This is a genomic window from Sediminibacterium sp. (assembly GCF_051861365.1).
Classification (GTDB): Bacteria; Bacteroidota; Bacteroidia; order Chitinophagales; family Chitinophagaceae; genus Sediminibacterium.
Window position 1 is genome coordinate 20,650 of record NZ_JBHYCW010000014.1, and the last position, 18,706, is coordinate 39,355.

18 protein-coding genes are annotated in these 18,706 nt (G+C 39.4%); 12 read left to right on the forward strand and 6 right to left on the reverse strand.

Going from position 1 to position 18,706, the window contains the following annotated elements; translation table 11 throughout:
• The first annotated feature begins 50 nt into the window (after window positions 1–50).
• From ACTIEV_RS08145 to ACTIEV_RS08190, 10 genes are all read left to right on the forward strand, one after another.
• On the forward strand, window positions 51–863 hold the full coding sequence (locus tag ACTIEV_RS08145) for a thymidylate synthase (RefSeq protein ID WP_416194688.1): 813 nt from the start codon (window positions 51–53) through the stop codon (window positions 861–863).
• A gap of 108 nt (window positions 864–971) precedes the next feature.
• On the forward strand, window positions 972–1,463 hold the full coding sequence (locus tag ACTIEV_RS08150) for a dihydrofolate reductase (RefSeq protein ID WP_322196828.1): 492 nt from the start codon (window positions 972–974) through the stop codon (window positions 1,461–1,463).
• 11 nt (window positions 1,464–1,474) lie between these two features.
• Complete coding sequence (locus ACTIEV_RS08155) at window positions 1,475–1,972, forward strand: hypothetical protein (protein WP_322196829.1); 498 nt, start codon at window positions 1,475–1,477, stop codon at window positions 1,970–1,972.
• Between the two features lie 3 nt (window positions 1,973–1,975).
• Window positions 1,976–2,773 carry an O-methyltransferase gene (locus tag ACTIEV_RS08160; protein WP_439516332.1) on the forward strand — a complete coding sequence of 266 codons (798 nt, stop codon included), beginning with the start codon at window positions 1,976–1,978 and terminating at the stop codon, window positions 2,771–2,773.
• Window positions 2,774–2,863: 90 nt separating this feature from the next.
• A complete protein-coding gene (locus tag ACTIEV_RS08165; RefSeq protein ID WP_322196831.1) occupies window positions 2,864–3,982 on the forward strand; it encodes a Re/Si-specific NAD(P)(+) transhydrogenase subunit alpha in 1,119 nt (372 codons plus the stop codon).
• Window positions 3,983–4,087: 105 nt separating this feature from the next.
• Complete coding sequence (locus ACTIEV_RS08170; protein ID WP_178887283.1) at window positions 4,088–4,396, forward strand: NAD(P) transhydrogenase subunit alpha; 309 nt, start codon at window positions 4,088–4,090, stop codon at window positions 4,394–4,396.
• 33 nt (window positions 4,397–4,429) lie between these two features.
• Window positions 4,430–5,878 (forward strand): NAD(P)(+) transhydrogenase (Re/Si-specific) subunit beta, encoded by a 1,449-nt coding sequence (locus ACTIEV_RS08175; RefSeq protein ID WP_322196832.1) that lies wholly within the window; start codon window positions 4,430–4,432, stop codon window positions 5,876–5,878.
• 31 nt (window positions 5,879–5,909) lie between these two features.
• Window positions 5,910–7,265, forward strand: a complete 1,356-nt coding sequence (locus ACTIEV_RS08180) for a methyltransferase RsmF C-terminal domain-like protein (RefSeq protein WP_322196833.1) — start codon at window positions 5,910–5,912, stop codon at window positions 7,263–7,265.
• 82 nt (window positions 7,266–7,347) lie between these two features.
• Window positions 7,348–8,307, forward strand: a complete 960-nt coding sequence (locus ACTIEV_RS08185; protein ID WP_322196834.1) for a lytic transglycosylase — start codon at window positions 7,348–7,350, stop codon at window positions 8,305–8,307.
• Between the two features lie 11 nt (window positions 8,308–8,318).
• Window positions 8,319–9,023, forward strand: coding sequence for a rhodanese-like domain-containing protein (locus ACTIEV_RS08190; RefSeq protein WP_322196835.1), 705 nt, complete (start codon window positions 8,319–8,321; stop codon window positions 9,021–9,023).
• A 3-nt stretch (window positions 9,024–9,026) separates the two neighbouring features.
• Here ACTIEV_RS08190 and fmt read toward each other — a convergent pair whose 3' ends face one another.
• Both fmt and ACTIEV_RS08200 read right to left on the reverse strand, forming a co-directional pair.
• Complete coding sequence (fmt, locus tag ACTIEV_RS08195) at window positions 9,027–9,947, reverse strand: methionyl-tRNA formyltransferase (RefSeq protein ID WP_322196836.1); 921 nt, start codon at window positions 9,945–9,947, stop codon at window positions 9,027–9,029.
• A gap of 78 nt (window positions 9,948–10,025) precedes the next feature.
• Window positions 10,026–11,315, reverse strand: coding sequence for an exo-beta-N-acetylmuramidase NamZ family protein (locus ACTIEV_RS08200; protein WP_322196837.1), 1,290 nt, complete (start codon window positions 11,313–11,315; stop codon window positions 10,026–10,028).
• Window positions 11,316–11,485: 170 nt separating this feature from the next.
• On the opposite strand from ACTIEV_RS08200, the gene ACTIEV_RS08205 reads away from it, so the two are divergent.
• Window positions 11,486–11,941: an FKBP-type peptidyl-prolyl cis-trans isomerase gene (locus ACTIEV_RS08205; RefSeq protein ID WP_322196838.1), complete on the forward strand. Its 456-nt coding sequence runs from the start codon at window positions 11,486–11,488 to the stop codon at window positions 11,939–11,941.
• A gap of 68 nt (window positions 11,942–12,009) precedes the next feature.
• On the opposite strand, the gene ACTIEV_RS08210 is transcribed toward ACTIEV_RS08205, so the two are convergent.
• Entirely contained in the window at window positions 12,010–12,555 is a 546-nt protein-coding gene (locus ACTIEV_RS08210) for a hypothetical protein (RefSeq protein WP_322196839.1), read from the reverse strand.
• 91 nt (window positions 12,556–12,646) lie between these two features.
• Between ACTIEV_RS08210 and pepT the strand changes: the two genes are divergently transcribed.
• Window positions 12,647–13,885 carry a peptidase T gene (gene pepT, locus ACTIEV_RS08215; RefSeq protein ID WP_322196840.1) on the forward strand — a complete coding sequence of 413 codons (1,239 nt, stop codon included), beginning with the start codon at window positions 12,647–12,649 and terminating at the stop codon, window positions 13,883–13,885.
• Window positions 13,886–13,940: 55 nt separating this feature from the next.
• On the opposite strand, the gene ACTIEV_RS08220 is transcribed toward pepT, so the two are convergent.
• The 3 genes from ACTIEV_RS08220 to ACTIEV_RS08230 all read right to left on the reverse strand — a co-directional run bounded on the left by ACTIEV_RS08220 (window position 13,941) and on the right by ACTIEV_RS08230 (window position 18,628).
• Window positions 13,941–16,088: an outer membrane protein assembly factor BamB family protein gene (locus ACTIEV_RS08220; protein WP_322196841.1), complete on the reverse strand. Its 2,148-nt coding sequence runs from the start codon at window positions 16,086–16,088 to the stop codon at window positions 13,941–13,943.
• A gap of 60 nt (window positions 16,089–16,148) precedes the next feature.
• The gene (locus ACTIEV_RS08225) at window positions 16,149–17,345 is read right to left on the reverse strand and encodes a Gfo/Idh/MocA family protein (RefSeq protein ID WP_322196842.1); all 1,197 of its coding nucleotides are present in this window, start codon (window positions 17,343–17,345) and stop codon (window positions 16,149–16,151) included.
• Between the two features lie 101 nt (window positions 17,346–17,446).
• The gene (locus ACTIEV_RS08230) at window positions 17,447–18,628 is read right to left on the reverse strand and encodes a nucleoside permease (RefSeq protein ID WP_322196843.1); all 1,182 of its coding nucleotides are present in this window, start codon (window positions 18,626–18,628) and stop codon (window positions 17,447–17,449) included.
• Between the last annotated feature and the right edge of the window lie 78 nt (window positions 18,629–18,706).

Below are 18,706 nucleotides of genomic sequence, written 5' to 3' on the forward strand. Positions count from 1 at the left end.
AATTCACAGCTTCTCAACATTCCTAATTTTACCGGATATCGTAGTCTGCCATGACGTATTTTGCGCTCATGCAGCAATATCATCAATTACTCCAGCATATTCTTGATCATGGTACCCAAAAAACCGATCGAACCGGAACAGGTACGATCAGTTGTTTTGGTTATCAAATGAGATTTGATTTACAAAAAGGGTTTCCGTTGGTCACCACCAAAAAACTGCACCTAAAAAGTATCATTTATGAATTGCTTTGGTTCTTACAAGGAGACACTAATATCAAATACCTGAATGATCATGGTGTGAGTATTTGGAATGAGTGGGCTGATGAGAAAGGAGAGTTAGGACCTGTGTATGGAAAACAATGGCGAAGCTGGGAGGGAGCTGATGGAAAAGTTACTGATCAGATTTCAGATCTGATTCAACAAATCAAAAAAAATCCGGACAGCAGAAGATTGATCATCAGTGCGTGGAATGTAGCGGATCTTCCTAAGATGGCTTTAATGCCTTGTCATACTTTATTTCAGTTTTATGTAGCGGATGGCAAACTGAGTTGTCAGTTATACCAGCGTAGTGCGGATGTATTTTTAGGTGTACCATTCAATATTGCATCTTATGCATTGCTTACTATGATGATTGCACAGGTTTGTGATTTACAATATGGTGATTTTGTTCACAGTTTTGGTGATGCCCATTTGTACAACAATCACATCGAACAAGCCAAGTTACAATTGAGCAGAACTCCCTATGATTTACCTACCATGAAGTTGAACCCATCCGTGAAAGATATTTTCAGTTTCCAATTTGAAGACTTTACATTGGAAAATTACCAGTGTCACCCGCATATTAAAGCACCGGTAGCGGTCTAGAAAAAAGAGAAATATTGAATAATAAATAAAAAATAAAGAAGGCAATTAAATAAACGGTAGTGTCAATCTGATATCTGCCATCCACCATAAAAGGTACTATCTTTAATCATGATCGTTTCTATCATTGTTGCAGCTGCTACCAATCATGGGATTGGTAAGAACAACCAATTGTTGTGGCATTTACCGAAGGATCTTCAGTTCTTTAAAAAGATCACTTGGGGGATGCCTGTGGTGATGGGTAGAAAAACTTTTGAGTCATTATCAGGTAAGCCATTACCCGGTCGTTTGAACATTGTGATTACAAGACAAAGAGATTGGAAACCCGAAGGGATCGTAGTAGTACATTCTTTGAAGGATGCTTTATTTGTTGCCCAATCGGCTGATTATAAGGAAGTTTTTGTAGTCGGTGGTGGTGAGATTTACAAAGAAGCTTTACCCATGGCACATAAAGTATACCTTACCAGGGTTCAAGCTGAGCCTGAAGCGGATACTTTTTTTCCGGAACTATCTGCAGATTGGCAATTGGTATTTGATGAACCTTATCCTGCAGACGCTAAACATGCATTTGCTTTTACCTTTCAACGCTGGGAGCGATCTTAAAATTGAACAGCATGGCTTTCATTGAAATTGCATTTGCTGTTACTGCACCCTTTTTGATCTTGTTGTCTTGGTGGAAACAATTTCCTTATCATGCTTATGCAAAAGCACTGCTCGCTGCAACTTGTCTCATCACCATTGGGTATGCTGTTTTTTTAGTGCAGCAACTGATAGATATGGCACAATTAGCGCAAGAACTCATCAAACAATCAGGAATCAAAATGGAGGATCTGCCACCGGTAGAACCGGATGCATTTTTTTATCGATTGATGAGTATGATTATTCTGCCTTGGTTATTTCTCATTCGTAAGTGTAGAAATACACCTTGGTTGGCCATTATTCTCTTAGTAGTAATTTTCTCCGGAGGTACAGGATCATGGAACAATTATAATTTACTTTTTAAAGTGCTGCATTATCTATGTCTTCTTTGTGCTGTTTATGCCTTACTTTGGTTGCTTAAGGAACTGCCTTTTCAAAAAAGGAGGAAGAAGAGATTCCATAAAATTTCCTGATCTATGTATTCACCTATTCAACGGGCAAGTAAATATCTGTATTACTATATAACAGCCAAAAATGGTAAAGGTCATGGTGTACATTCTCCTTTTGTGTTTGATTTCATTCAGCATGTTTTAAATGATGATCGATATTTTTATGCGTATCAGCCCATTGAGAACGTTAGAAAGTTGATGCTGAATGATACTCGAGTTTTATCTGTGGAAGATTTTGCTACAGGATCAAGAACTGGTGTAACCAATCAAAGAACTGTTTCTTACTTTGCAAAGTCTGCATTGAAGTCTGTTAAATTCGGACAATTATTATTCAGGATCATCGATCATTATGCACCCGAATATTTACTTGAATTGGGCACTTCTTTAGGAATTACGAGTGCGTATTTAGCCATGGCCAATCCTTCGGCAACATTAACAACTATGGAAGGGTCTACTGCTATTGCTGCTGTTGCAAAAGAGAATTTTCAAAAACTGGGCATAAAAAATATTCGCCTCATTGAGGGTGATTTTGATCATACATTACCAGCGTGGCTTGAAAATAAACCTATCATTGATTTTGCATTGATAGATATAAATCTCCGGTACGCGTCTACCATCCATTATTTTTACCAGTTACTTGACCATACGCATGAATATAGTATGCTCATTTTTGATCATATTCATGGGAGTGCTGAAATGGAAAAAGCATGGGATGAGATTCAGCAACATCCGGTCGTAACCTTAACAATCGATCTATTCTTTATTGGAATTGTTTTCTTTCGTAAAGAGTTCAAAGTAAAACAGCATCTGGCGATCCGTTTTTAAAAGCAGCTATCTTTTAGACGAAACGGTCTCACAAATTGAGGTATGGAAATCCTCGTTTGCCACTAATTAAAAAATAGCTTAAATTGAAACATGATTCTTGGTATACTCAATGAAACAAATGATAAACGGGTATCACTCTTACCTGAACAAGCAGAAGTGCTAACAAAGCAAGCAATTACTGTATGGACGGAATTGGGTGCCGGAATACAAGCTTTTGCTGATGACAATAACTATGTGGCTAAAAATGCTTCGCTGAAAGCAAGAGCAGAAATTTTACAACAAGCCGATCTAATTCTGACGATTCATCCGCTTTCTTCAGAAGAAATCATGCAGCTAAAATCAGGTGCTATTCTGGTAGGTGTATTTCAACCCTTATTTCATGTGGCACTAATGAAGCAACTGGCTTCGAAAATGATCACTGTCTTTAGTCTCGACATGATACCTCGAACTACCCGTGCACAGAGCATGGATGTGTTGAGTAGTCAGGCCAATATTGCAGGATATCGGGCAGTATTACTAGCTGCAACACTTTCCCCTCGATATTTTCCCATGTTCATGACGGCTGCCGGAAGTATTCCTCCGGCAAAGGTTTTAATCATTGGGGCAGGCGTGGCAGGATTGCAAGCCATAGCTACCGCAAGAAGACTCGGGGCAGTGGTGGAAGTATCTGATACAAGACCTGCTGTGAAAGAAGAAGTAATGAGTTTAGGCGCTAAATTCATAGAGATAGAAGGCGCTGCAGATGCTTCTAAAGCCGGCGGTTATGCCGTTGAACAATCTGAGGAATATAAACAAAGACAACAGGAAAGATTAGCGGCATCCGTTGCTAAGTCTGACATCATCATAACTACTGCACAGATACCCGGGGAAAAAGCGCCACTACTCATCAATGAAACCATGTTGAATAGTATGAGACCCGGAAGTGTAGTCATTGATTTAGCTGCTGCAACCGGAGGTAATGTATTTGCTACCCAAAACAATGCAACCATTATGCACAATGGTATTACTATCATGGGTAATAGTAATTTGGCAGCGGATATGCCATGGGATGCCAGTAAACTGTATGGAAAAAATGTGTTGAATTTCTTACAACTCATCATTACCAAAGAAGGGAATATAACATTGAATTTTGAAGATGATATTGTGAAAGGATGTTGTATTACACATGCCGGGAGTATAGTGAATGAGCGAGTGATGAGTAGTGAATAGTCGGTAGTGAATAGTGAGTAAGTTTTTTGATTGTCTATACCACTCACTATTCACTACTGACTACTCACAACAGACTCAACAACCGTTAAAAATGAAATTATAATCATGGAAACAATATTAAACTGGATACAATCTCACATCGATATTATTTACATCGTGATATTATCTGTGTTTTTGGGTATTGAGGTAATCGGAAGAGTACCCAGTGTTCTTCATACACCTTTAATGAGTGGTGCCAATGCAATACACGGAGTAGTGATTATTGGGGCCATTATTGTAATGGGAAAAGTAGAGCCAGGTAATTATGTTGCATTGATCATTGGATTTTTAGCAGTTGTCTTAGGTACATTGAATGTGGTAGGAGGTTTTGTGGTGACAGACCGAATGTTAGAAATGTTTAAAAAGAAAAAATAATACTGTTCTTAAAACAGTACGAAAATAGATGCCATGGAATTAAGTCTGCTTACAGTTTGTTACCTCATTGGATCTCTGACCTTTATCATTGGTCTAAAAATGTTGTCACATCCCGATTCTGCAAGAAAGGGAAATCTCGTAGCGGCAGTTGGTATGACCATTGCCATTTTCGGAACCATCTTTTTGTATGAGGAAGAAGGAAAAAAATTGGGTAATTACAGCTGGATTTTCGGCGGTCTTTTTTTGGGAACCATTATTGGCGTTTTGGCAGCCAAAAAAGTGAAAATGACTGCTATGCCGGAAATGGTGAGTCTATTTAATGGGATGGGTGGAGCTTGTGCAGCTTTGATATCAGTAAACGAGTTTGGACATATCTCTGATATGTTCGCAGTTCCAGTAATAGATACTCCGGGATGGCATACAACCGTTATACCCCTTAGCATGGCTGGTACTTTAATCACAATCTTTCTGGGTTTGATTATTGGTGCAGTTTCTTTCGCCGGAAGTATGATTGCTTGGGGCAAGCTCAATGGAAAAATAAAAGACTTCGCATTTCCCGGACAGCAAATTTTTAACCTGGTACTATTAGCAGCTACATTGATAACAGCAGGTTATTTGGTCTTTAACTTGCATCCCAATAATACTTTTCTGTTTTATGTGATTGCTGCAGCTGCATTGATCTATGGAATACTATTTGTACTGCCTATTGGTGGTGCTGATATGCCTGTTGTGATCTCTTTATTGAATTCTTTCACAGGTGTAGCTGCTGCTTGTGGGGGCTTTTTATATGATAATCAAGTAATGCTTACCGGTGGCATCCTTGTTGGTGCAGCCGGTACCTTATTGACGATCCTGATGTGTAAAGCCATGAACAGGAGTCTGACCAATGTATTGATCGGTTCATTTGGTGGATCTGCATCAGGAGCCGGTACTGCCAAAGGTCCTCAAGGTAATTACAAAGAAATATCATTGTCTGACGCCGCTGTGTGCATGTGTTATGCCAACAAAGTCATCATAGTGCCCGGTTATGGATTGGCAGTTGCACAGGCGCAGCACGTTTGTCATGAGTTAGAGAAATTATTGGAAGAAAAAGGAGTAAATGTCAGTTATGCCATTCACCCGGTGGCCGGCCGTATGCCCGGACACATGAACGTTTTATTGGCTGAAGCAGATGTGAGTTATGATAAACTACAAGAAATGGAACAAGCCAATGACGAATTTAAAACGACCGATGTGGTACTGATATTGGGAGCCAATGATGTAGTGAACCCTGCTGCTAAGACAGACCCGGCTTCACCTATTTATGGTATGCCTATATTAGAAGTGGAACAGGCAAAAACTGTAATCGTCAATAAGCGCAGTATGAAACCCGGCTATGCGGGTATCGAAAATGAATTATTCTTTCAGCCTAAAACCTCTATGTTATTTGGTGATGCCAAAGCAGCATTGCAAAAACTGGTTGCTGAGATAAAGTCATTGTAAGGATTTATGATGGCTTGCTTACTTTTGCAACATGACTTTACCGCCTGATTTGATTCAATCGCTTCAATCTGTCAAAGGATTTCGGGAATCTTCTTTCAAGGGGGTTCATGAATCCGGCGAGCAGGTAACAGCTATTCGGTTGAATCCGGCAAAGAAATCATCTACAAGTCATTCTTTTATAGGCCAACCTATTCCTTGGTGTCCTTTAGGCATTTACCTGGATGAACGACCATCCTTCACATTAGATCCCTCTTTTCATGCAGGGGCTTATTATGTTCAGGATGCAAGTAGCATGTTTTTATGGGAAGTAATTGCTCAATCGGTGCCGGATCCTCAAAATAAAAAAGTGTTAGACCTTTGTGCTGCACCGGGTGGAAAGTCTACTTTACTTGCTTCTTATTTTAGAGATGGATTATTGGTAAGTAATGAAGTCATTAAATCGAGAGCCAGTATTTTGGTCGAAAACTTAACCAAATGGGGGAATAGTAATGTTATAGTTACGAATAATGATCCTGCTCATTTTACTCAAGCTGGAATCACATTTGATGTAATTGTGGTAGATGCACCTTGTAGTGGTAGTGGGTTGTTTCGAAAAGATCCGGATGCCATTGCAGAGTGGAGTTTAGATCATGTGCAACATTGTAGTCTGCGTCAACAAAGAATATTGAATGATATCATTCCATCATTAAATGAAAATGGTTTACTGATTTATGCAACTTGCTCTTATTCTCAAGAAGAGGATGAAATGATTGTAGATTGGTTAATGTCTTCCGGAGAATTTGAAGCATTAGCTGTTAATATTCCCAAAGACTGGAATATTGTTGAAACTTTTTCAGAAAAAAACAATGCGCCATGTTATCGTTTTTATCCGGATCAACTCAAAGGAGAAGGTTTTTTCATCGCTGCTTTTAGAAAGAAAAGTCCTGCCACTGCGGTTGGTAAAGGCAAATCTGCATCATTGAAATTGCCACAAAAGCAAGAACTCGAACAAGTACGGGCTTTCTTATCGATTGCAGAAAGTTTTTTTGTTTTTAAACAGGGCGATCAGTTTCGATTCATTGATGAGAAGTGGCATCATGATCTCCAACAATTAGCAAGTAATTTATACATACGTAAAGCCGGTGTAGGAGTAGGTGAACTCAAAGGAAAAGATATGATTCCTGCACATGAGTTGACCATGAGTACGCTGCCTTTGCATCATTTTAATCAGGTATCTGTAAATACAGAAGAAGCACTTAAATATTTAAGAAGACAAGACCTTTACCTCGACTCTTCAAAAGGGTGGAATCTGGTCATGTATGAAAGTTTGCCATTGGGTTGGATCAAATCACTTCCCAATCGCATCAATAACTACTATCCACAAGAGTGGCGTATTTTAAAACAATAATCAACATTGATTAATACGACTTTCAATGACTTGTAAAGCCTTAAATCCTTACATTTGCCACTCTTTGTACATGCAAATGGCTATGAAAAAAGGATTCATTTTTATTGGAATGCTGTTGTTATGCTTTTGTGTAATTGCACAGCAGAAACTGGTATTGAAAGGGAAGTCCAACGCTATGTATATCGAACATAAAGTTGGCGAAAAAGAATCCTTGTCATCCATCGGACGCATCTATGGATTAACTGCTTCTCAACTTTCACGTTTTAATGGAAGAAGTCCGTCTTCGGTATTGTCAAAAGGTAGTACACTGAAGATACCTTTAAGCATCGATGATATCTCGCAGAAAACGGGAACACCTGTTTATCATACGGTTGTAAAAGGGGATAATTTTTTTAAGATCAGTCAACGGTATAACAAAGTGCCTGTAAGCCGACTAAAAATTTGGAATAAATTAGGTGCCGCGGGAGTGAAAAATGGACAGGAATTGGTGGTAGGTTATATCAAAACAAACAGCGATCAGCCATCTCTCGTATCAACACAAAAAGAAACAGTAACGGAAAGAGTAGTTAAGACTCCTGTTGTAACAGATATGGCAACAAAATCACAAGTATCTGAGCAATCCAAAACAGTTCTTATAAAAGAAAAGGAAGCGCAGCCTGTTTTTCATAAAGACCTTGATGAAAAAAATAATACTTCGTCCGTTAATAATGCCTCACTATCTGATGAAGGTTTTTTTGCTTCTCTTTATGATAGAGATGATCTGACATTGGTACAACAGTATCGTTCTGGTGATGCAGCTACTTTTAAAACCATTAGTGGGTGGACAGACAGAAAATATTATGTATTGATCAATGATATCAAACCCGGTACGATTGTTCGGATTACGGCATCCAATAATAAAAGTATTTGTGCTAGGGTTCTTTCACAATTGCCGGTTACTAAGGGTGATGAAGGGTTACTATTACGTATGAATAATGCAGCAGCATCGGCATTGGGCATCAAAGATGAAAAGTTTACTGTTACACTTACTTTTTTTGAATAAATGATGTTGGTATGAAAGATTTCTTACTTAAGTTTTGTTGCTTTTTTATGTGGGTATTACTATTTGCTTGTGAAAGTAATGGACAGGGTAATCTGAGTATATCCGTTGCTGAATTTGAAGCAAAATTCAATTCCAATAATTATCAGATACTCGATGTGAGAACTGCCGGAGAATTTAAAGCAGGTTATTTGAAAGGAGCTCTTCAGGCAGATTGGCTCAATAAAAAGGAATTCGAGGAGCGTACTCAATACTTGAATCCACAGAAACCTTTGTTAGTGTATTGTGCTTCAGGAGTAAGAAGTGAACAGGCTGCGAAATGGTTATTAAAAAAAGGATTCAAAGAAGTCTATAATTTGAAAGGTGGAACATCGGCATGGCAAGTGTCTGGAAAAAAACTAGAGGCTTCTCAAGCAGTAACTCAGTTAAGTATAAGTGAATTTGAGAAAAAAATTCAATCAGGTGTTGTATTGATTGATGTAGGAGCAGAATGGTGTCCACCTTGTAAAAAGATGGAACCTGTGATTCATCAACTACAAACTGAGCTTGCAGACAAATTTACATTGGTAAAAGTAGATGGTGGTAATGATATTGAAGTAATGAAACATATCAAAGCTGATGCACTTCCTACTTTTATCATTTACAAGAACGGAAAAGAGGTTTGGAGAGATTTTGGGATTGTTTCAAAGGAAGTTCTACAATCAAAACTTGTGCAGTAATATCTAATGAGGACGATATCCTCTCAGGAAATCATTGATCGACATTCTTTTCTTTCCCTCCAGCTGTAGATCTAACACATGGATATATCCGTCAGCAGTAGCAAATTTTAAAAAGCTTTTACCATCTGTAAATACAGTACCTGCTGTGTGTTGATGTTGTTCATGTTCTGTAGCACTCTTGTATATTTTTAACACCTTTCCATCCAATTTCGTCAAAGCACCTGGAAAAGGGGATAGACCGCGGATCAGGTTATGAATATCTATTGTAGAACGATCCCATTTAATGACACAAGTTTCTGTGAAAATTTTGGGAGCATGTTTTAGTAGGACATTTTCACTTAAAACATCTTGTGGCTTTTCTTTAAGGGAATCATTTTTGAATCCATTGATTGTTTCTAACAGTAGGTCGGCTCCAATAAGTTTCATTCGGTCATGCACTTCGCCTGCTGTCTCATCTTCACCAATGGGAAATGAACGTTGTAAGAGGATATTGCCGGTATCAATTTCATGCTTTAGTTTAAAAGTGGTAACACCGGTTTCTTTTTCACCATTGATCACAGCCCAATTGATAGGTGCAGCACCTCGATACTGTGGTAATAAAGAGCCATGAAGATTAATAGTACCCATTGGAGGCATATTCCATACCACTTCCGGCAACATGCGAAATGCTACTACAATTTGTAAATCGGCTTTTAATTCTTGAAGTGCTTGGATAAAATCAGGATCTTTTAATTTGATCGGTTGCAGTAACCGTAACCCATGCGCAACAGCATACTGTTTCACGGCACTTTCATGCATTTTAAGCCCTCTACCTGCAGGTTTATCAGGAGCAGTAACAACAGCTATAATATCATATCCTCTGTTTACAAGTGCATCAAGTGATGCTACTGCAAATTCAGGTGTACCCATGAAAATGATGCGCATGTGTGAAATGTGATAAGTGAAAGGTGAAAAGTGAAAGGTGAAACAGTATTTTCACCTTTCACTTTTCACTCATTTTTGTTATTCAAAATCTCTATACAGTAAATACTTCTTTCTGATTTTTTTAAACTCGGTAATTTCGGGTGCCCAGCTGTCTCTGATTTCTTTTTCAGTTTTTCCGGCTTTGATTTGATTCATTAATGCATCAGATCCTGCGAGTTTGTTGAAAAAATAATCGGTGGGACGATCACTCTTGGGTTTAATGAAAAAGTTCTCTTTATCAGGGAATAGTTTGTAAGCTTCCAACAGGTATTTCAGCTGGATTTTATTATCAACATTCTTCAATACTTGGTCGTTTGTACCAAATAGATTCCATCCATAACACTGTTTGTCTTTTAGTTTTGGCTCTTTGGCTCCATCGCGACTAATAGGCGTAAACGCGTACATGCTTTTGGGTAAATAAGGATGACCAAAAATTACAAAAGGATGTTCTGTGCCGCGTCCTTCACTCAATACAGTTCCTTCAAAAAAACAAGTGCTGGCATACCAGTAAATAGAAGCCATATCCGGTAAGTTAGGAGAGGGCTTTACAGGTAATGTGTATTTGCTTTTATGATCATAATTTTCATTTTTGATGACTATGAAATGAAAAAGTGTATCGCGTGAATTTTCTGCTCTGCGATAATAGTCATAGCGTTCATTGGCTTTGGGTGATAACCATTTTTCTCCGGCAAGCATCATGGCATATTCTCCAATGGTCATACCATAAACAATAGGTATGGGCTGCATGCCTACAAAACTCTTGTATGCTGTATCCAATACAGGACCATCTACATAAAATCCATTTGGATTTGGACGATCCAATATCATCAATGGTTTACCATGTTCAAATGCTGCATCCATGAACTCTTGTAAGGAAGAGATATAGGTATAAAATCGCGTTCCTACATCTTGAATATCAAAGAGTAAAACATCTACATCCGCTAGGTCTTCGGCACTGGGCTTTCTTTTTTTACCATATAAAGAAATAACGGGGATGTCCAGTTGAGGGTCTGTATAGGTATCTACTTTTTCTCCGGCATCAGCATCTCCTCTGAAACCATGTTCAGGACCAAATACTTTTGCGATCTTAATCCCTAAAGTATATAAACTATCTACCAAATGTTTTTTGCCAATGGTGGCAGTATGATTGGCGAAAATGCCGACCCTCTTCCCTCGAAGAAGGGGTAAATACACTTCTGTACGAAAAGCTGCTGGTGTTACAGGGGTCTCTTCTATTTTTTCTTGCTTGTTTCCAATACCGGATTTAGGCTGGGCAATAGTTGTAGAGGAAAAAGCCAAGACCAGTAAAACATATAAAACTTGCTTCATACAGACATTTTTGAAGCCCGAAAGTTACTGAAAAATACTTGGTGATTCTTGATTCAGAGATTGTACTTTTGCAGTTCGACATGATTTAATTTGAACTTAACTTTTTATTCTGGTCCTCCGATACAGATGTCTTTGATAAGTTCCGTCAATTTTCAACACAACAAAAGAATATGCAACAAGTAAAAAAAGGTGATACTGTAAAAGTACATTATCACGGTAAACTTACCAACGGAACAACTTTTGATTCATCTGCTGGCAGAGAACCCCTTGAGTTTGAAGTAGGAAGTGGCATGGTGATTCCCGGATTTGATGAAGGTGTTACCGGTATGATCATTGGTGATAAAAAAACCATTCATATTCCTGCTGATCAGGCTTATGGACAAAAAGAAGAACACATGATCATGGAATTCCCTCGTGATCGTTTTCCTGCTGATATGGTTCCTGAGGTAGGCATGCAATTGAATATGAGTAATGGATCCGGACAAAATTTTCCGGTAGTCATTACAGAAGTACGTGAAGCGGTGGTGGTATTGGATGCCAATCATCCTTTGGCAGGTGAAGATCTGATCTTTGATTTGGAATTGGTTTCGATCAATGGAGGTAGTTCTCTCATCATCACCCCATAAATGATAGTGGAACGATAATAAAAAAGCTCCGGAAATATTTCCGGAGCTTTTTTATTGTTGTCTTCAGCTTAATTTCTTCTCAACCACCAGCCCAGCCATAAACCTGTAAGCCCCCATCCGGCAACAGCATCAATTAGATTTACCATCAGGTCGCGCGTTTGAAACCAAATGTGATTGGTGTAGGATATATTGAAAAATCCGATCAAACCAATACACAATGAGGCAGAAATTATGGTAGCGAACGACGGACTTCCCATTTGTTTAAATATCCAACATACGATCAGTAGTATTACAATATTGATGGCCAAACCTCTTCCCATATTTAAACCCATGTTCATGTCCATAGACTTGTGGTATGCAATTTGTGCCCAAGGTTTGCCAACAGCAGCATCTGCCATTTTTTGTTGCTCTTCCATACTTGCTCCATCAGGATAGGTAGGCAGGAAGTAAGTGCCATCTTCTGTAAATTGAGTACTGAGATATTGTAAGATGCTATCTTGCTTGGGTGTATACGCTTGTGCAGGTCTATGCAATTCTGCAATTGTCCAAGAAAGAAATTGCCAGAGAAACAGAATAATCGCTCCAACAACGGAGCCGATCAGTGTTTTTTTCATATGGTTGTTTTTGGTTGCATACAAAATAAAAAACAGAATTGGTAATTGCAAGTATCCGTCGATACAGTAACTGATTTCATTATTTTGCAGGATGTTTCATCCATACTCTTTTACCGTAGCAGAACGTTTTATGCGTTACGTTCAAATCGACACACAAAGTGATCCACATAGTAATAGTTTTCCAAGTACAGAGAAACAGAAGATACTTTCCAAGCTGCTTGCTGATGAATTAAAAGCAATGGGTATTGATGCAGTTGAAACTGACGAATATGGATATGTGTACGCCACTATACCCGCTACCACCAATGAAGTTTTACCAGTTATTTGTTTTTGTAGTCATGTTGATACAGCTCCTGATTGTAGTGGAACGAACGTAAAACCCATTCTTCATAAAAATTATCAAGGACAGATAATTGTTTTGCCTGATGATCCTTCGCAGCAAATCAGTACAGAAGCATACCCCTATCTGGAAAAGCAAATCGGAAAAGATATTATTACAGCAAGTGGTTTAACCTTATTAGGAGCTGATGATAAGAGTGGTGTAGCCATTATTATGGATATGGCTCATTATCTCATGCAACATCCTGAACTGCCTCATGGCATCATTAAAATATTATTCACGCCTGATGAAGAAGTGGGAAGGGGTACAGAAAAATTGGACATGCAAAAACTCGGGGCAGACTTTGGTTATACATTGGATGGAGGAGAGCTGGGTACTTATGAAGACGAAACTTTTAGCGCTGATGGAGTGGTCATTACATTTTACGGAATCAGTGCGCATCCGGGTTATGCAAAAGGAAAATTAGTGAATGCATTAAAATTGGCATCTTCATTGCTGACAGCCTTACCCACCACTGAATGGTGTCCTGAAGCAACAGAAAAAAGACAGGGCTTTGTTCATCCGGTTCATATGGATGGTATTGCGGAAAGAGCAACCATAGAGTTTATTATACGTGATTTTAAAACGCAGCAACTCACTGTGTACGAAAATAAGCTGCGTGAAATGTGTGAGCAAATCATCAGACAATATCCCGGAACTTCTTACAGCTTTGAAGTAAAGGAACAGTACCGCAATATGAAAGAAGTACTTGACCGTCACCCACAGGTAAATGAGAGAGCTGAAAAAGCATATCGAGCAGCTGGTTTGGTATTACGAAAAGAACCCATTAGAGGTGGCACTGATGGCAGCAGACTGAGTTTTATAGGATTACCTTGTGCCAATATTTTTACGGGAATGCAGGCCATTCATAGTAAACACGAATGGGTGAGTGTACGCGATATGGAGAAAGCAGTAGAAGTATTGGTAAAGCTGGCTTGTAATATTGAGTAATTATTCAGTGCAACAATTGAAAACAGGGAGAACTTTAATCGATCGATAACAATTTTTAATCGGGTAGTGCGAAGGCTACATAACTATCGCCCGATTTTGTTCCGAGTTTTCCGCCACCACAGGCAATCACCAAAAACTGTTTACCGTTTACCGCATAAATAGAAGGAGTGGCAAATCCGGGCGCAGGAAGGGGATGTTCCCACAATAATTTTCCTGTTCTTTTATGAAACGCACGGATCATTTTATCGCTTGTGGCAGCGATGAAAACAAGTCCACCTGCTGTCACCACTGAGCCACCATAGTTTTCAGTTCCTGTTGCCGGAATGCCTTTGGATTTTAACGCTGGGTATTCTCCCAAAGCTGTTTGCCATACCTGTTCACCGTTGTTGAGGTTAATAGCAGTGAGAGATCCCCAAGGTGGACGAATGGCGGGATAGCCGTCTTTCATAAACTTGTAATAACCTGTAATCGTCCAAGGTAGGTTTCTGAAACTGTCAATGGGCTGTTTGGGTCCACTGTATGGTTTATTTTTTTCTTTTTGCAGTGAGAGAATATATGCAATGATGGCTTTTCGTTCTTGCTCATGTAGTTGCGTAAATGCAGGCATCATTCTTCTACCGGTACGAATCAATGAATCTAAACCATCGTTGGTGTAAGTTTTATCAACATGCAGTATGGATGGATTATTACCTGTTCCTTTTCTGTCGGTGCCATGACAGCTTACACAATACTGTGTGTACAATCTTTGGCCTGCTTTTGCAACTGTTTCTTTTTGTTCCGTTCTTTTAGTCGTAGGCATAAGCGTCATCAACCAGGGCATTTCATTTGCGTTCACATATAAAAAACCTGTTTCAGGATCAAAAGAAGGGCCGCCCCATTCAGCCCCTCCATCCAAACCGGGAAACTGAACTGCTGTTTGTGTACCCGGGGGTATAAACATTTTTCCATAACGATAGGTGGCGAGTTGTTTGCTGATGGCTGCTTTTGAACTGTCTGCCAAATAGGGGTTGATATCAGCTTCGGTAAAACCCTGTCTCACAAAAGGTTTAGGCAGTGTAGGAATAGGTTGTGTAGGCCAAACTTTTTCGCCGGGGATATGGGTTGTGGTATCAACCGGCACTTCATTGATCGGAAAAATGGGTTCACCTGTTTCGCGATTGAAGACGTACACCATTCCATGTTTGGTGGTTTGCGCAACAGCGTCTATTTTTTTTCCGTTGTGCAGAATGTTTACCAGTACCGGGGGAGCGGGAATATCATAATCCCATAAGTCATGGTGTATGAACTGAAAATGCCATTTTCTTTTTCCAGTAGCTGCATCGAGTGCAAGTAGGCAATTCGCAAAAAGGTTGGCGCCTTTTCTCATACCGCCATAAAAATCAAAAGAAGCTGACCCGGTTGGAGCAAACAGGATGCCTCTTTCTTTGTCGAGACTGAATCCACTCCAACTATTAGCTCCTCCAATATTTTTCCATGCATTGGGGTCTTCCCAACTGTCAAAACCATATTCACCCGGTTGAGGAATGGTATGAAATATCCATTTTATTTTTCCTGTTCTCACATCAAAAGCCCTGATATGACCGGGTGCAGCATTAGGACCTTCATCCACTCTTGAACCAAGAATATATAAATCTTTATAAATAATTCCCGGTGAAGTAGCTGCTACATACAGGTCTTTTACATCTCTTCCCAGTCCCTCATGCAGATCAACGCTTCCTTGTTTTCCAAACGATTCAATCAGCTTTCCGGTTTGTGCATGTACAGCGTATAAAGAAGATCCTGCAGTATAAAAAATTCGGGTATCATCTTTATCCTCCCAATAGGTAACACCCCTGTTATTATTTAAAATAAAATGATAGAATTCTTTGTTGCGATTAGCAGAGTCGGGATTGAAACTCCATTTCAGTTTTCCAGTCTTGGCATCCAATGCAATCAACTGCAATTTTGGTGTAGTAGCATAGAGTGTTCCTTGAACGATGATGGGATTACACTGTATCTGAGAAAATTTAGCAGTATCAGCATCTCCTGTATGGTATTCCCAGGCAATCTTTAAATCTGTAACATTGGTGCTGTCTATTTGCGCAAGAGAAGAATATTTAATGGCTTCAGCACTGCCTCCATACACTGTCCAGTCGTCATATGAACGATTGTTACAGGAAATCATTCCCATCACTACTAATATCTTACATAGTATAGAACGCATAAGCGTTGATTGAATGATAAGAGTATTCAGTGTATGAAAGCAGCCTGTTTTCTATTTTATTTATGATTCCAGTATGCGTTCAGTGATCTTACCTGTTGTTTTATGTTTCAGGATTAACTTCTTTGTACCAAAATGCGTCATTTCTTCTTTGATCAGATAATGCTCATCATCATAAGCAACCAAATGACTTTCTTTGGTGAGCCCTGTTTGTCCGCGCCAGATATCGAGTTGCACAGGTTCCCATTGTTTACTCTTAGCTGATTTGTAAGCGGCATCTAATATCGCATTCACCACATAACCATCATAGAAAGTTTCTTTTGGATCAATTCCTTTTTCGATGGCGTTGAACATATCCATGAACATGTGATTGTAGCCCAGTTCATTTAATTCATCGCCCACCGGGAAGAGCCATCCGGTATTGCTCTCTGCTTTCTCTGCAACATAATCAGCACCTTTTCCTGTGGTGAACATATCAAAACCTGTTCTCAAAAAACTATTGATCCAGATAGTGCCTTCACTACCCATCACTTCATCACGGAGATCGAGTCCGCCGCGGAAAGTCCAGCTTACTTCAAATTGTCCGATGGCTCCATTTTCATATTTCACCAAACCAATGGCATGGTCTTCCGCATCAATAGGTTTTACTTGCGTATCAGCCCAACACATGACTTCAACGGGTTTGATATCTTTTCCGATATAACTGCGTGTGATCTCTACGCAATGACAACCCAAGTCAAGAATACATCCGCCTCCCGCTTGTTCAATATCCCAAAACCATTCGCTGTGCGGACCAGGATGTGTTTCTCTGGATTTAGCCCAAAGAATTCTTCCCAAAGCCCCATTTTTCACGCTTTCCATGGCTTTGATGAATTTGGGAGTATACACCAGATCTTCCAGATAACCGTTGAAAATACCGGCTTCTTCCACTGCCAATAACATTCTTTTGGCTTCTGCCGCATTTCTACCCAATGGCTTGGTGGTGATCACTGCTTTTTTATGTTTACAACATAATAGCACGGCAGCTTCATGTAAATTATTGGGAAGTGCAATACATACTACTTCTACATCAGGATGTGCAATGGATTCTTCCATGTTGGTAGTCCAATGATCGCAATGATAATCGTCAGCAAATTTTTTAGCACTTTCTTCTCTGCGTGAATAGATACTTACAATTTTATCACGACTTCTGTATCCTTGTAATGAATCGGCATAAAATCGGCCAATAAAGCCGGAGCCAAGCATGGCAATTTTTTTCATAGTGAGCGGTTGAGAGATGTGAATTGTGAATGGTCAATTGTGAATGGTCAATTGTGAATAGAACAAGCCTCATTCATAATTCACAATTGACCATTCACCAACTAAGCCGTTTTCTTTTCTTTAAAGAACAAAATAAAATAAATCAATACGCCCATGGCAATGTAGGCGGGTACGAACCAGATGTTGAGCCAGTTATGGGTTTCACCTGTTTTGTACATGTCAACGATATAACCACTGAACCAGGTTCCGATGAACATACCAACACCATAAGTGGCAAATGTAAAAAGACCTTGTGCGGCATTTTTAATTTTGGCGCCTGCTTTTTTCTCGGTATACATATATCCGGTTACAAAGAAGAAATCATAACAGATACCATGTAATACGATTCCCGCATACAACATCCAGGTATTGTTTCCGGTATCACCATAGGCAAAGAAAACATAACGGAGGATCCATGCAGTCATACCCAGTAGGATCATATTCTTCACGCCAATTCTATTGAAAAGGAATGGGATGGCGAGAATGAATACGGCTTCAGATACTTGTCCTAAAGTCATTTTACTGGCTGCATTTTCAAAATTCAATTCATTCAGGAATGGATTGGCAAAGCCATAGTAAAATGAAAGTGGAATACAAACAAGAATAGCAGCGATAAAAAATATGAGATAAGGTCTTTCTTTGAATAATACAAATGCTTCCGTTCCCAAAGCCTTAGATGCAGAGCCATCTGCACCATTCGGAGGCGTGTTGGGCAATACAAAACTCAATAAGCCCAATCCTATAGAAACAGCTGCTGCCATATGAAACGTAGAAGCGGTTTTTTCGATACCCAGTTGTCCGATTAAAACGCCGGCAACAATCCAACCCAATGTTCCGAAAACGCGAATCCAGGGAAACTGTTTTCCGGGATCGGTCATTTGGGAGAAGGCAACACTATTGCTTAGTGCAATGGTAGGCATATATAAAAGTGAATAACCAAGGATCACCCAATAGAAGGTACTGCTATCTGTGATTTGGGTAGCTAGGAAAAGAAGTGCTCCACCGATCAGGTGTAATACGCCCATGATTTTCTGTGCGGCAAAAAAACGATCGGCGATCATACCCACAAAAAAAGGAGAGATCATAGTGGCAATGGCGAGGGCACTGTATGCAGCACCAATTTCAACCCCTGTTGATTGTAAATGTTCGCCCATATAAGTTCCCATGGTAACATACCAGGCGCCCCAAATGAAGTATTGAAAGAACATCATGGAGGCAAGTAGTGATCCTGTTTTGGTATTCATATTGCTTTGTTTTGGTTGGTTTCGTTAGATTTAAGGTCAATAGGAAGTGATGAATTTACAGATTATTCAGTTTCTATG

Coding starts and splice junctions, on each gene's coding strand:
- ACTIEV_RS08175 (WP_322196832.1), top strand. CDS start 4,430: ATGGAATTAAGTCTGCTTACAGTTTGTTACCTCATTGGATCTCTGACC.
- ACTIEV_RS08160 (WP_439516332.1), top strand. CDS start 1,976: ATGTATTCACCTATTCAACGGGCAAGTAAATATCTGTATTACTATATA.
- pepT (WP_322196840.1), top strand. CDS start 12,647: ATGTTTCATCCATACTCTTTTACCGTAGCAGAACGTTTTATGCGTTAC.
- ACTIEV_RS08185 (WP_322196834.1), top strand. CDS start 7,348: ATGAAAAAAGGATTCATTTTTATTGGAATGCTGTTGTTATGCTTTTGT.
- ACTIEV_RS08220 (WP_322196841.1), bottom strand. CDS start 16,088: ATGCGTTCTATACTATGTAAGATATTAGTAGTGATGGGAATGATTTCC.
- ACTIEV_RS08190 (WP_322196835.1), top strand. CDS start 8,319: ATGAAAGATTTCTTACTTAAGTTTTGTTGCTTTTTTATGTGGGTATTA.
- ACTIEV_RS08165 (WP_322196831.1), top strand. CDS start 2,864: ATGATTCTTGGTATACTCAATGAAACAAATGATAAACGGGTATCACTC.
- ACTIEV_RS08200 (WP_322196837.1), bottom strand. CDS start 11,315: ATGAAGCAAGTTTTATATGTTTTACTGGTCTTGGCTTTTTCCTCTACA.
- ACTIEV_RS08230 (WP_322196843.1), bottom strand. CDS start 18,628: ATGAATACCAAAACAGGATCACTACTTGCCTCCATGATGTTCTTTCAA.
- ACTIEV_RS08180 (WP_322196833.1), top strand. CDS start 5,910: ATGACTTTACCGCCTGATTTGATTCAATCGCTTCAATCTGTCAAAGGA.
- ACTIEV_RS08205 (WP_322196838.1), top strand. CDS start 11,486: ATGCAACAAGTAAAAAAAGGTGATACTGTAAAAGTACATTATCACGGT.
- ACTIEV_RS08170 (WP_178887283.1), top strand. CDS start 4,088: ATGGAAACAATATTAAACTGGATACAATCTCACATCGATATTATTTAC.
- ACTIEV_RS08145 (WP_416194688.1), top strand. CDS start 51: ATGACGTATTTTGCGCTCATGCAGCAATATCATCAATTACTCCAGCAT.
- ACTIEV_RS08150 (WP_322196828.1), top strand. CDS start 972: ATGATCGTTTCTATCATTGTTGCAGCTGCTACCAATCATGGGATTGGT.
- ACTIEV_RS08210 (WP_322196839.1), bottom strand. CDS start 12,555: ATGAAAAAAACACTGATCGGCTCCGTTGTTGGAGCGATTATTCTGTTT.
- ACTIEV_RS08225 (WP_322196842.1), bottom strand. CDS start 17,345: ATGAAAAAAATTGCCATGCTTGGCTCCGGCTTTATTGGCCGATTTTAT.
- fmt (WP_322196836.1), bottom strand. CDS start 9,947: ATGCGCATCATTTTCATGGGTACACCTGAATTTGCAGTAGCATCACTT.
- ACTIEV_RS08155 (WP_322196829.1), top strand. CDS start 1,475: ATGGCTTTCATTGAAATTGCATTTGCTGTTACTGCACCCTTTTTGATC.